Consider the following 13,349-nt stretch of genomic DNA (forward strand, 5'->3'; position numbering starts at 1 on the left):
GGCCGATTACCGTCGGGTTCACGTAGTTCCGGTGCCCTCCACTGCGGCATCGCAGCTGTTGAAATCCGATGCCATCAATCATATGTGGTATCGATTCCACGTCAACCACTCACGGCGTGTCGCTATCCATAAAGTTCAATTCAACATAACCGAACAAAAGTTATCAAATGGCTCTATTTCAACGTTTATCCGCCACAAATCTTCCCTCAAAGCACCTGTTTGTCTATAAACGCGATTTTGTGGTATCGATTCCACGATGTATGCTGTTTGGTATCGATTCCCCTTGAGATACGACGAGGTATTGCCATGCGTATGAACGCTGTCTCCATCATCCAACCGACTGCACGGGAGGCGGAGGACGGACGGGTCGTCCGGCTTACCGTAGGCCTGTGCGAGGGCCGTCTGCCGCATATCGTGTCCATCACCACAGCAGCTCGGCAAACTCCTGGAACATCGACATCGGACATGCAGAAAGGATGCACAACAGACGCGCAACCGGACGTCTCCCCCGCATCCCCCGGCACCCACGGCGATGCGGACGCCATGGTCGATCCGCAATTCCCGCAGACCCTCGACGCAGGACTGTCCATCAGCGAGTTCCCGACCATCCTGCCCACGCAGGCGGAAGGCTGGACCGGCACCCCGTCCATCCAAGTCAGCCGTGACGGACGGACCGTTTTCCCCAAGCTCACCGTGGTTTCCTCCTCGCATACCGGCGATTCGTTTACGTTCGAGGCACGGGACAAGTCGGCCGGACTGACGCTGAACGGCACGCTCGCCATCGGCCCGGAAGGCCTTATCCGCATCGATACGGCCTTGACCAATACCGCGGAAAACGCGCTCACGGTGTCCCGGCTCACCCCGGTCATTCCCCTGCCGCCGCAAATCGCCGAAATCGAAACCTGCACCGGACACCACCTGCGCGAGCGCGCATTGCAGCGGCAGCCGCTCACCGAGGGACTGTTCGCCAAGAACTCCCGGATGGGCCGCCCCGATTTCAACTCGGCGACGCTGATGACCGCCGGCGAGCGCGGCTTCGGTTTCGAACACGGCCTGGTGTTCTGCGCGCATGTGGCGTTCAGCGGCAACAGCACGGTCTTCGCCGAACGCACGCCGTATACACATGGGGTGATCGGCGGCGGCGAACTGCCCTATGAAGGCGAGCTGACGCTGAAGACGGGCGAGACCTACCATGCACCCAGGCTGCTGGTGTCCGTAGGCTACGGCCTCAACGAGGCATCCGCCCGGTTCCATGCCTATCTACGTTCCTTCCATCCCGAACTCGCCAAGCCGCGCCCGGTTACGCTGAACACCTGGGAGGCCATGTATTTCGGTCAGAGCGAGGAAAAGGTGCTGGCCTTGGCGGACCGGGCCGCCTCTATAGGCGTCGAACGGTTCGTCATCGACGATGGCTGGTTCACCGGCCGGCGGGACGACACCAAGGGACTCGGCGACTGGCAGGTGGACGCCGATATCTGGCCAAACGGGCTCACCCACGTGGCCGACCATGTACACGAGCTGGGCATGGAGTTCGGGCTGTGGTTCGAACCAGAGATGATCAGCCCGGATTCCCATGTGGCGCGGGAGCATCCCGAATGGATGCTGGCCCCGAACGCCGAACGACTCCCGGTCGAGGCGCGCAGCCAGCAGGTCATCGACCTAACAAATCCCCAAGCCGCGCGATATGTCGAGGATTGCATCGATACGCTCGTCGGGCGGTACCGCATCGACTACATCAAGTGGGATCACAACCGGTTTCTCACCGAGCCCATGTCGCCGACGTCCGGTCTGCCCGCGGTGCACGGCCAGACCGAAGCGTTCTACGGCATCGTGGACCGGCTGCGCGAACGGCACCCCGGCCTGGAAATCGAATCGTGCTCCTCGGGCGGCGGACGCATAGACGCCGGCGTGCTCACCCGTTGCAGTCGCGTGTGGGCCTCGGACTGCACGGATCCCATCGAGCGCGCCGACATCCAGCGCGGAACCTCGCTGCTGGTGCCCCCGGAGATGATCGGCGAGCATATCTCCGAATCCCCGAATCACGCCACGAAACGCGCCACCACGCTGACCACGCGCGCGGCCACGGCGTTCTTCGGCCATCTGGGCATCGAGTGGAACATCATGAAGCTTGACGACGCCGGACTGGATCGTCTGAAGCGATGGATAGACCTGTACAAGGCGCGTCGCACGGACATTCCCCAGGGCGATGCGGTGCATGCAGATTGCCCCGATCCGGCGATCCGGATCGACGGACTGCTGGCACCGGACCGGTCGCATGCGGTGTTCCGGTTCGCGGCCGTGTCCACGTCCCGCGAATATCCGTATGGACTGGTGCGGTTCCCCGGTCTGGACGAATCAGCGACATACCGGGTGCATCCGTTGGGCGGCACCGCGCCATATGACGACGAGCTGAGCCCCGCCTGCCGCACCAGCCTCGATTGGTGGAGCGACGAGGGCATCACGGCAAACGGCGCCCTGCTGACGCAATGGGGCATCCGTCTGCCGCAGCTTGCCCCCGAGCATTGCCTGCTGATCGAATTCGAGCGGATCTGAGGCTTCGTTTGCGCCCCCGCATCGGTTTCGGGATTGATTCGGCTTCCCTTGTGAGGGGAAGCCGTTTTCATATGCGCATCTCATATGAGAAGAGGGGCTTCAGCCGGGCTCAGTGCAACTGAACCTGTCCGAAGCCCCTCTTGCTGGCCATGCGGCGTGCGCCGACGCGGTGCTATGCCTCGCGGAACTCGAAGGTGCGGGAGATGTATCCGCCGCCGTTCGGCACGCTTACGGTCGCCGTACCGTCATCGGCGTTCCAGGAAACCGGCCATTCGACGAAACCGTCACCCACCGGCAGCAGCGTCTCCGTCTCGACGGACTTTCCGCGCAACTGCGGCAGGGCGAGCGTCACGTCCCCGCCTTCGCCGTCACGGGACCAGACGGTCACGAACGAGCGGTCACCGGCCTTGAGGCCCAATGCCAGCACCGTATCGTTCCAGCCGGGCAGGCCGAGCGGCCAGAACGGCACGGAGGAGCCGATGACCGGCTGCACATGCCGCTTGTACGCCTCGACCGCGCGCACGATGAGCTCTCGCTGTTCGGCACTCATCCGGTTGATGTATCCGGACAGGAAGAACCGGCCCAGGAACGTGGTGTTGAGATTGAAGACGAATTCCTCCGGGTTGTCGTTCGCGTTCGGGTACGCCCAGTTGCCGGCCTGCTCGGGGGTCATGAGCATGGGCGCCGCGGCGGCGATGGCCGGGTAGAGACGGAAGTCCTGCTGGTCGGACGTGGACTGCACCTGGAATCGCGAGGTCTGCGCGAAGTCCATGCGCATGCCGCCGGAGGAGCAGTTCTCGATGATGAGCTCCGGATGACGCTGATGCAGACCCTCGACCCATGCGCTGTAGGCACGGTTGTGACCCAACAGCCCATCGCCGGCGCTGTCGGCGTTGAGGTCCGTGCCGGTGTCCGGCGAGACGTTGTAGTCGAACTTGAAGTAGCCCACACCGTAATCGTTCACCAGACGGTCCACGGTGTCGTCGAGGTGCTTGCGGGCAGCGGGGTCGCGCAGATCCAGCAGGTACCGTTCCTGTTCGACCACGCGACGGCCGTAGCGGTGGAAGAACGCCGTTTCGGGAAGGCTCTTGGCCATGGGGCTTTTGACGCCGATTACCTCGGGCTCCAGCCACAGGCCGGCGATCATGCCGGCGCCGCGGATGGCATCGATAACCTCGGTGATGCCGCCCGGGAAGCGCTTCTTCGAGGGCATCCATTCGCCCACGGATGGCCACCAGTCGCCGGTGTCGTCGTACCAGCCGGCGTCGATGCAGAAGATCTCAGCGCCGGATTCGGCGGCGCCTTTGACCAGCGGCAGCAGCTTGTCGGTGGTCGGGTCGCCGTTGATGGTGTTCATGTAGTCGTTGAAGATCACGCGCGGGCGCGCGTTGTCGGCCTTGGCCAGGCGCATCGCACGGCGGTAGGCGGTGACGTTGGCGATGGCGCCGTCGAAATCGGGGGCGATCGTGGCGGAGGCCGGAACCGTGTCGAACGATTCGCCGGGGGCCAGACGCTTCACCCAATCGTGATCGACGTTGGTGGGGCCGGCGAGCGCCAGATAACCATCTTCGCTATCGCGGCCAACCTCCCAGCGCCAGGCGGCGTTGTGCTCGATCTGGAACAGCCAGGCCAACCCCAGCGTCTTCGATTCGAGCAGGGCGAGCGGCGTATGGCGTCCGGTGGACCAGGTGCCCGTGTTCACCACGGAATGCGCGCCACGAGGGTTGTGGCCGGTCATCTGCTGGGCCAGCCGCGGGAACAGGTCGGAGGTGGGCGTGGCGTGCCAGCGGCCTTCACCGAGCCATTCGTTCTCGCATTCAAGCAATCGCCAGGCGTCGCAGTCGGCGGATTTTCCTGACGGGGCGCCGAATGCGGAGACGAGGCTGGTCACGGATTCCAGCACGATCGTATCGTCCGCGCCAAGCACCGGGGATGCGGCATCGGCGGGATCGCCGGTGTTTGCGACCGTGACCCAGGTACGGAACATCGGCACGCCCTGCGGCAGCTCGTAATGGACGGTGACGGTCAGTCCGAGCGCGGCTTCGGCAAGTGTGACGTCAAGCCTGTGGACGCTCCCGTTCACGGACTCCTGATGGGAGACATACCGCAGCGACCGGCCGATGTCGGTGTGGACCAGGCGATCGTTGGCCAGCCAGTGGCCGGTACCGGTGGCGAGAATCTCCGTCAACGGCATCCGATGGTCGAAGCACACATCCAGATCCGTCGTGCGCAGGCCCGCAACGGCGGCCGGCCCGTCGTCCGGCGTCTCGAATGTCAGGGCCAATGCGTCATTGCCCCAAGTGAAGGTACCCATGCCACTCCTTACATCGCAATCGGGCGGCCACTGACGCCTTTGTCGCCGCGCCGCCCGCCAACAGCAGTCCCGCCACATAGTGTGGTATCGATACCACATCTTACAAGCAGAAGGTTAATGCAACAAATCAGACACACTGGATGCCACTTATCTGCACAGTGGAATCGATACCACATAATACGCACTACCCCGGGGACAAGCAGATTGAAGCGCAACTGACGATGGTGCAATCCTGACGAACCAATATGCGTTGTCGCCATCCGCATTGCAACAGTATGCCCAAATTCCTGCATACAGGAAGTTCATGCCCGGATTAAGACGTATTTCTTGTATACACGAAACACAAACTGGCAATATACTCACCCAGCCGAAGCCGCATGGCTATCCGGCCGGCCGCCGCTACCGCTTCTTGGACTTACGGCCCTTGAAGTAGATATCAAACACAATCCATACGCCGAGCACGAAGGCCACCACATAGCCCATGAAACCCACGATGGGGATGCCGAAGATAATCGGCTTCATGCCGGCGTAGTACACAATGGACGAACCGATGAACAGGCCCACAACGATCAGAGCCATGGTCAGACGGTTCACCATGTCGGAAAGCAGTTGGAAGGGCTCCTGCGAACCGACGAGCTCCATGTTCATCCGCAACTGGCCGCGTGTAAGCATGCGGGCGGCCACATTGAGCTCGCTCATCGCATCCAACGCACTGTGCATCGCCGCATGGCTTTCCAATCCCAGCGATTTCAGCTCATCCTTAACGGCCTGCTTGGCGCTTTTGGACGTGGCGATGTGCTGGGAGATGATCTCGATCATGTTCACATCCGGAATGAACTCGTCCAGCAGTCCTTCCAATGTCACCAACGCACGCCCCACCGTGGTGACGGTACTCGGCACCTCGATGCCGTGACGTTGCGCCAGCGAAGTGAGTGCAGTGATGAACGCCGCAAGATCGAGATCCGCAAGATCGACGGTACCGTATTCCTTGACGATGACGTCCAGATCCGCCAGTAGCGACGGATAGTCGGCAGGATCGGCTTCCGCACCGGCGAAACGTAGCAGGCCGTCCGCAAGTTGCGGCGAATCCTGCTTGGCCACGGCGAAGATCATGTCCTTCATCACCGAGCGGGTTTTGGCATCGAGCCGGCCGGTCATGCCAAGGTCGATGAGTACGATCTGGCCGCCGCGGATGATGATGTTGCCCGGATGCGGGTCGGCGTGGAAGAAACCGTCGTCCAGAATCTGCGTGGCGTAGTTGTCCACAAGCTTGGTGCCAATGTCTTTGAGATCGTAACCGGCGGCAACCAGTTCACCGGCATGCGAAACGGATATGCCGTCCACGTAGTTCATCACCACTACATGCTCGGTGCAGAGGTCCGGGTACGGCGTGGGGCAATCCATGTATTTGAAGCGGGATGCGAACCGCTTGAATTCGGAAAGGTTGCGAGCCTCGATAAGGAAGTCCGTCTCTGATTCGAAGGTGTCCCACAGTTCCTCGACCACGCCTTTGAGGTCCACGATCTGCGAGGTGCGAATCACCTTGGTGGCCACTTTGGCGATGGAGCGCATGATCGACACATCCTGTGCCATGGTTTCGCGCACGCCGGGGCGCTGCACCTTGATGGCTACATCCTCACCGGTTTTCAGCGTGGCGCGATGCACTTGCGCCAACGATGCGGAGCCGAGCGGCTTGGGATCGATATGCGCGAACACTTCTTCCGCGGGACGGCCGTATTCGGCGGCGAGCACGTCCAGCACAGTGGCATACAGCATGGGATCGGCGTCGGCGCGCAGTTTGGCGAGTTCGTCGCAGAAGCTTTGCGGCAGAATCTCGGAGCGCATCGAAAGAATCTGGCCCACTTTGACGAACGTGGGCCCCAGCGCCTCGAACATGAGACGCATTTTGACCGGCGTCAGGCCCTTCAACGCATCAAACTGATTGACGATACGCGTAATCTGAGCGAGTCGTTTTACCTTGCCGCGACGCGTCAGGTGATAGCGCGTGGAAAAATCATCGCGCCGGCCGCCGAACAGGCCGATGGTTTCGGTATCGGCCGGATTCCAAGCGTACGACGACCAGCCGGGCTCTCCGAACTCCGTTGCGGACTGCCGGACCCGTTGGCCGGACTGCTCGGACTGCCCTGAATGAGCCGACTCGGACTTGGTGGTCGATCCGGTCTTCTTGGCCTTTTCCCGAGCCTGCGGCGAGGGCGATGCGGGCATAGACGACCTGCCGTCCTGCTGCTCGGACGAGGACGGCTGGTCGTTTGCGGTATCGTTCAATGTCGTCGAAGACTGAGTCACGAATCAACCTATGGTTGTGAGCGGCTTTCCGGTTTCAGGCTTCGGCAGAGTCGCCGGAGTCCTTGGCTTCGGTCGTATCCACAGGTTCGGCCTTGGCGGCGCTCTTATCGGCATCGTTGACCAGAGCCTCGCCGACCTTGCGCTTGAGTTCGGTGTTCAGGCTTTTGCCCTGCTCGACGGTCAGTTCGCCCTTCTTGACGAGATCATCAACGATCTCACTGCTCTTCTCGTAACCGGTGGCCAGGGCGCCGATGCCCGCCAGCAGAACCTTACGCAGGCCGTCACCCAGATCGAAATCTGCCATAATAACCCCTCCTTCGAGGTTCGCCCGTGGCCGTATGCCACGGTTCCGTACTTGTTAGCCTAGCGCAACCAGAGGCCGTGCGCGCTAGGCCTTGCGAACGATTCTGTCGCATCTGCCGCGAATATGTTCCACTGATCGCCGGCCAGTGGAACATATTCGCGGAGAAAGGTGACGTCAGCGAGGACGGGCGGCGGCGGCTTTACGGGCGGCGGCGGCCACGGCATCGAGTCGTGCCAGCTCGGCGGCCTGTTCCGGAGTCTGATCGCCCATATCGAAAGTGCCATAACGCCGCGTTACGGCGGTTTCGATCAGAAAATCGCTGATGGCGGGATTCTTGGGCAGCAGCGAACCATGCATATAGGTGCCGATCACGTTATGCACGCGCGCCCCTTCGGTATGATCCTCACCGTTGTTGCCGCAACCATCCTGGTCCACATGGCCTAACGGCTGTACATCCTTGTTGAGGAAGGTCTGGCCGGAATGGTTTTCATAGCCGATGATGTCGCCGAACTGGTCGGAATGTTCCACCAGATTGCCGATCATACGAATATCCTGCCCCACGGTATGCGCGCCGATAATGCCGATGCCTTCCAGACGGGTACCGTCTACAGTCTCGAAATACTCGCCGAACAGCTGGTATAGGCCGCAGATCATCAACATCGGCACGCCGTCAGCAGCCAGCGAGCGAAACAGATCCGCCCGTTTGAAGAAATCGTCGATGATTTTCTTCTGACCGGTGTCCTGACCGCCACCGCCCAGAATCATATCGATATGGTCCGGCCATTCGTCGCCTTGATTGTACTGGTGGATGCGCGGCTCGTAACCGTATAGTTCCAGTCTGCGGCGAATGGTCAACACGTTGCCGGAATCGCCGTAGATGTTCATATCCTTGGGATACAGGGACATTACATCGATTGTCTTGCCCATGATGCGTTCTCCTTGGAATCCTTGCGTCGTCTGCCGGCTTACTTGCCCACGCCGGCGTCCGCGACGTTCGCCACTTGCGCGAGGGCGGAGCGGACCTTGAGCATGGAGGTGTACGTGCAGTAGATGTGCTTCGGTTTGCCCGGATTACCTCCGACGAATGCGGCAAGCGCGGACTCGATGCTCGTATCCGTGGCGTCAACGGGAACCTGATCATAGCCGAGACGCAATGCCATATCCCATGCGCGCACGCCGGAGACCATGGCCACGCCCGAGGAACGCAGGGAGGTGAAGTCCACATCCCACAGCCAGCTCATGTCGCGGCCGTCGGCGTATTCGTCGTTGATAACGATCATCGTATCCGCGCCGGCCGGGTCGAAGCTGGCCAGCGAGAGACGGAAGCCCATCGGGTTTTTGACGAGTAGCAGCTCGACAGGCGAGCCGTTGACCTCAATAATCTCGCCACGACCGAATGCCGGCGTCACTTGAGAGACCGCGGCGATGAGTTTGGCGTTGTCCGCATCGGCGAACGCGCGCTCGCGAGCCGCAAGCGAACCGATGCGTATGGTGGTCTGCGGAGACAGCGCGAGGTTTTTCGCATCCTTCTGCACCGCGCGCACCACGGCGAGCGCGGCGGCGGCATTGTAAAGGTTATAGACGCCTTCCAGCTTGACACCGGTGGCATAATCGGCATCGTCCATGCGGAATGTGGCGCGATGGTCGCCCACAGCCATAAGCGTCACGTCGGCGGATATGTTCTTCGACAAAGCACCATCCTTGTCGACTCCGGTAAGCGGCTCCTGCGATTCGTTTGCCGGCCCGACGCTCTCCTCCGACTCCCCTGCCAAATTCGATTCCACGGACACGGTGGTGGCCATGTCGTCATCGGAAGGGAAATAGCGTTTAAGCTCGTCGGCCAGACCAAAGTACCCCACTTCGGTACCGATCGGCACCTTGGAGGCGAGGGCAGCGATGCGCGGGTCCTCGCGATTCAGCACCACAGTGCCGGTGGTCACTTCGGCTACATGACTGAGCAGACGCGCGGTAGTGTCGATTTCACCGAAACGGTCCAGCTGATCGCGCATCACGTTGAGCAACAGCGCATAACGCGGCTTGACCTGACGCACGAAATGCACTGCGTAGGCTTCATCCAGCTCCAGCACAGCGATATCCGCATCCAACTTGCCGGCGAGGTTCACCTCGGTGAGCAGCGCGGAGACCACGCCGCGAGTGAAGTTGGAACCGGTGGGGTTGGTGAACACCTTGAGTCCTAGATCGGCGAGCATCGAGGCCACCATGCGCGTGGTGGTGGTCTTGCCGTTGGTGCCGGATACCAGCACCACGCCTAACGGCAGCTGGCCGAGCGTACGGGCCAGAAAGGTGGGATCGAGGCGTTCAATCACTTTGCCGGGGAACGCCGAACCGCCATGTTTGGTCACGCGGGCCGCCCAACGCACTCCTTTGCCGATCAGCGGCGTGGCAAATGAGTTCCACGGCATGCGGATCGTCGGCACGTTCGCCGCCAGCGGCTGTGAAACATTTCGTGAAACACTCTTTGAGCTTTGCGAAACATCCCGTGAAACATCACTCGCATTACGCGACGAGTTATTCGTATGCTGCCGCTCACTGCTCAAATCCTGCGAATCCTTCCGTGAAACACCCCGTGAAACGGATTTTGCTTCCTGTGGAACATTCCGTGAAACATCGTCAGCCATAATCACACCCCCTGGTTGTAATCCTGTGGCATGTCCTTGAACTTGGACGTGGCGCCGAGGAAGGCGAGATGGAAGGTTTCGGTAGGACCGTTACGATGCTTGGCCATGATGATATCAGCCTCGCCCGGGCGGTCCTCCTTGTCGTAGAAGTCCGGTCGATGCACCAAAAACACCACGTCGGCGTCCTGTTCGATCGAACCGGATTCTCGCAGATCAGACAGTTGCGGCTTCTTGTCGTTGCGCATTTCCGGACCACGGTTCAGCTGGGACAGCGCCACCACCGGCACCTCCAGCTCCTTGGCCAACAGCTTCAACGCACGAGAGAACTCGGAGACCTCCTGCTGACGAGACTCCACCGCCTTGCCGGAGGTCATCAGCTGCAGGTAGTCGATCACCACCAGCTTCAGATCATTGGTTTGTTTGAGCCGACGGCATTTGGCACGAATCTCCATCAGCGACATATTCGGGCTGTCGTCGATGAACAGCGGCGCGTTCTGCATTTTGGTCCAGAACTGGTTCAGCGTATTCCACCGCTCAGGCGTAATGTCGTCCGCACGGCGAAGCGCCGCCATCGGAATATTGGTTTCGGCGGAGATGATGCGCTGAGCGAGCTCCACCTTGCTCATCTCCAAGCTGAACACCACCGAAGTCATATTGTGATGCAACGCTGCCGCGCGCGCGAAATCAATGCCAAGCGTGGACTTACCCATGGCCGGACGTCCTGCGACGACGACCATCTGACCGGGCTGCAAACCCTGCGTCACATCATCAATATCCCTGAAGCCAGTGGGCACGCCCTTATTGACCAATCCCTGCTGAAGCTTGTCGAGCTGATCGAGCGCATCATGAACCACCGGCCCGATGGCGGAATAATCCTGACGCACCTTGCCCATCGACATCTCGTAAATCTCGGATTGGGCGAGGTTCACCACGTCTTCGGCCTGCGAACCCTCAGCCGAATAACCCAACTGGGCGATTTTGGTACCCGCCGCAATCACATTGCGCAAAATGGCGCGCTGATGCACGATTTCCGCGTAGTACAAAGCGTTGGCGGCCGTAGGCACCGAAGCCACCAAGGAGTGCAGGTAGTCTGCACCGCCCACCTTGTCCAGATTGCCGTCAGAGAGCAACTGGTTGGCCACCAGCACCACATCCACCGGCTGGCTGGCGGAGAACAGGTCGATGATTGCGTTATAGATGGTCTGATGCTTCGGCTGATAGAAATCGGCCGAGTCAATGGTCTGCGACACCTCACCAATGGCGTCCTTGCTCATCAGCATGCCGCCGAGTACCGCCATTTCGGCGTCGTCATCATGCGGCGGCACACGATCGAACAGCGCATCGCCTACCGCTGCGTTCGCGCCGCCGGCCGCATCCCGGCCGCGCGAGGCGGCCGAGGCACTTGCCCCGCCGCCCGAGTACTGATATGAGGTGTCGCTTCCTTCTGCCATAGCTCAACAGTATAGAAGGCGTTGTTTCGGTCGGTAAAAATTTACCGACTGCACATGCTCCCTCTGCGACAATCCCGATCGGCGACGCCAGCACTGGCTTCGTGCCCCCCCGAATCCCGTAAACATTCACCTCCTGTTCATCGCGCAGACAATTCCACGACACGCTGAGGATGCAAATGTGGATAGAAAAATAAGTTATCCACATTTCGGGGATAACCACGTGGATAATCCACCAAGTTATCCACAATATGGGGATAACTTGGTGGATAGTCTGGGGATAACTTCAATCGCACTTGCTAACCGGTTGCGCGACGCAGCCAATCATGATATGCAATCGGACGTGCATACGGACCATACCCCGCAACGTGATTCGGTTGAGCCAAACAGCCCGGCCAATCATCGAGATACCAACCCGAGTTCCATCAACCGAACGATGCTGTCACTGGCGCTGCCGACTTTCGTGCAGCTGATTGCCGAACCGGCCTTCATCCTTATCGACACGGCGATCGTCGGACACATCGGCGACGAGGCGCTGGCGGGACTATCCATCGGCTCAACCATCATCCTCACGGCAGTCGGACTGTGCATCTTCCTCGCATATTCGACCACCGCACAGGTAGCCCACCTGCTAGGCGCGGGCCGCAGACGTGAGGGGCTTCAAGCCGGCATCGACGGACTGTGGCTGGCACTCGGCATCGGCATCGCGCTGGTAATCGGGCTGTTTGCCGGTGCCGAACCGTTATGCCGTGCGCTGGGAGGCGAGGGCGAAGTGCTGCAACAGGCCGTGACCTATACCCACGCAGTAGTGCTGGGCGCGCCCGGCATGCTGCTGGTGTATGCGGCCAACGGTATTTTCCGCGGATTGCAGAAAGTGCGCATCACACTGGTGGCGGCTGTCAGCGGCGCGGCACTCAATACCGTGCTGGAAGTGCTGTTCGTCATGGTGTTCCGCTGGGGCATCGCCGGTTCGGGCGCGGCGACAATGATCGCGCAATGGTATATGGGACTGTTTCTGACGATTCCCGCAATCCTATGGTCACGAGCGGATGGCGCAAGCCTCAGGCCCCGACTGGACGGCATCCGAGCCGCCGGCAGCGACGGCATACCGCTGTTCATTCGAACGCTGGCGATTCGCGCGGCGATGGTGGCCACAGTGGCCAGCGCGGCGCATATGGGCACCAGTGTGCTGGCCGGGTTCCAAGCCGTGAATTCGTCATGGAATTTCGCGATGAACATGCTCGATGCGGTGGGCATCGCAGGGCAGACGCTGGTGGCCGCGGCATTGGGTGCAGGCAATGCCGATCAGGCAAGGCGATTGACACGCGCTGCCGGCCGCGCAGGACTGGTCACGGGAGCGGCAATCGGGCTGGCCTTTGCAACTGTAGGCCTGTTCGCCGGTCATTTCTTCTCCCCAACGCCGCATATTCAAACGTTGATCGCCGCCGGCATGGTGACCATGGGCGTGTTCTTCCCTCTGCAAGGCTGGATGATGGCGATCGACGGCATTCTCATCGGCTCTCGCGACTACCGTTATCTGGCCGCGACCTGCACAGCGACGGCTGCGGCATATATTGCAGTCCTCACGCTGTTGGACGGCGCAATCATGAACAGTGGGGCGCCGACTGGTACAGCGACGACGCTTGCCAGCGGCGGACTGTCAAACGACACCATGCGCACAGTCGCGCTCTGGACGGTATTCAACGTCGTGCTTATGGGCGGGCGCGGCCTGTGCAACGGACTGCGCATCCGCACGGATCGATGGATGCGGTAAAAAGCGAGCA

8 protein-coding genes are annotated in these 13,349 nt (G+C 60.8%); 2 read left to right on the forward strand and 6 right to left on the reverse strand.

Annotated elements, in window-relative coordinates:
• The first annotated feature begins 306 nt into the window (after positions 1-306).
• Entirely contained in the window at positions 307-2,553 is a 2,247-nt protein-coding gene (locus CUU80_RS06380; RefSeq protein WP_100496509.1) for an alpha-galactosidase, read from the forward strand.
• A 172-nt stretch (positions 2,554-2,725) separates the two neighbouring features.
• Here the strand turns inward: CUU80_RS06380 and CUU80_RS06385 are convergent, their stop codons facing one another.
• The 6 genes from CUU80_RS06385 to dnaB form a co-directional block, all read right to left on the reverse strand.
• Positions 2,726-4,867, reverse strand: a complete 2,142-nt coding sequence (locus CUU80_RS06385; RefSeq protein ID WP_100496510.1) for an alpha-galactosidase — start codon at positions 4,865-4,867, stop codon at positions 2,726-2,728.
• Positions 4,868-5,266: 399 nt separating this feature from the next.
• Positions 5,267-7,093 carry an ABC1 kinase family protein gene (locus CUU80_RS06390; RefSeq protein ID WP_100496511.1) on the reverse strand — a complete coding sequence of 609 codons (1,827 nt, stop codon included), beginning with the start codon at positions 7,091-7,093 and terminating at the stop codon, positions 5,267-5,269.
• Positions 7,094-7,208: 115 nt separating this feature from the next.
• A complete protein-coding gene (locus CUU80_RS06395; RefSeq protein WP_100496512.1) occupies positions 7,209-7,478 on the reverse strand; it encodes a phasin family protein in 270 nt (89 codons plus the stop codon).
• A gap of 174 nt (positions 7,479-7,652) precedes the next feature.
• Positions 7,653-8,405: a type 1 glutamine amidotransferase gene (locus CUU80_RS06400; RefSeq protein WP_100496513.1), complete on the reverse strand. Its 753-nt coding sequence runs from the start codon at positions 8,403-8,405 to the stop codon at positions 7,653-7,655.
• Positions 8,406-8,443: 38 nt separating this feature from the next.
• Entirely contained in the window at positions 8,444-9,901 is a 1,458-nt protein-coding gene (locus tag CUU80_RS06405; RefSeq protein WP_243388674.1) for a Mur ligase family protein, read from the reverse strand.
• A 218-nt stretch (positions 9,902-10,119) separates the two neighbouring features.
• Positions 10,120-11,568 (reverse strand): replicative DNA helicase, encoded by a 1,449-nt coding sequence (gene dnaB / locus CUU80_RS06410; protein WP_207760094.1) that lies wholly within the window; start codon positions 11,566-11,568, stop codon positions 10,120-10,122.
• 433 nt (positions 11,569-12,001) lie between these two features.
• Between dnaB and CUU80_RS06415 the strand changes: the two genes are divergently transcribed.
• Entirely contained in the window at positions 12,002-13,339 is a 1,338-nt protein-coding gene (locus CUU80_RS06415; protein ID WP_439329975.1) for an MATE family efflux transporter, read from the forward strand.
• Positions 13,340-13,349: the final 10 nt, after the last annotated feature.

The sequence above is a fragment of the Bifidobacterium scaligerum genome, from assembly GCF_002802865.1.
Taxonomy (GTDB): domain Bacteria; phylum Actinomycetota; class Actinomycetes; order Actinomycetales; family Bifidobacteriaceae; genus Bifidobacterium; species Bifidobacterium scaligerum.

Bases quoted from the DNA above. Each gene is read 5' to 3' on its own strand.
- CUU80_RS06380 (WP_100496509.1), top strand. From the start codon at position 307: ATGCGTATGAACGCTGTCTCCATCATCCAACCGACTGCACGGGAGGCG.
- CUU80_RS06415 (WP_439329975.1), top strand. From the start codon at position 12,002: ATGCTGTCACTGGCGCTGCCGACTTTCGTGCAGCTGATTGCCGAACCG.
- CUU80_RS06385 (WP_100496510.1), bottom strand. From the start codon at position 4,867: ATGGGTACCTTCACTTGGGGCAATGACGCATTGGCCCTGACATTCGAG.
- dnaB (WP_207760094.1), bottom strand. From the start codon at position 11,568: ATGGCAGAAGGAAGCGACACCTCATATCAGTACTCGGGCGGCGGGGCA.
- CUU80_RS06400 (WP_100496513.1), bottom strand. From the start codon at position 8,405: ATGGGCAAGACAATCGATGTAATGTCCCTGTATCCCAAGGATATGAAC.
- CUU80_RS06395 (WP_100496512.1), bottom strand. From the start codon at position 7,478: ATGGCAGATTTCGATCTGGGTGACGGCCTGCGTAAGGTTCTGCTGGCG.
- CUU80_RS06390 (WP_100496511.1), bottom strand. From the start codon at position 7,093: ATGCCCGCATCGCCCTCGCCGCAGGCTCGGGAAAAGGCCAAGAAGACC.
- CUU80_RS06405 (WP_243388674.1), bottom strand. From the start codon at position 9,901: ATGCCGTGGAACTCATTTGCCACGCCGCTGATCGGCAAAGGAGTGCGT.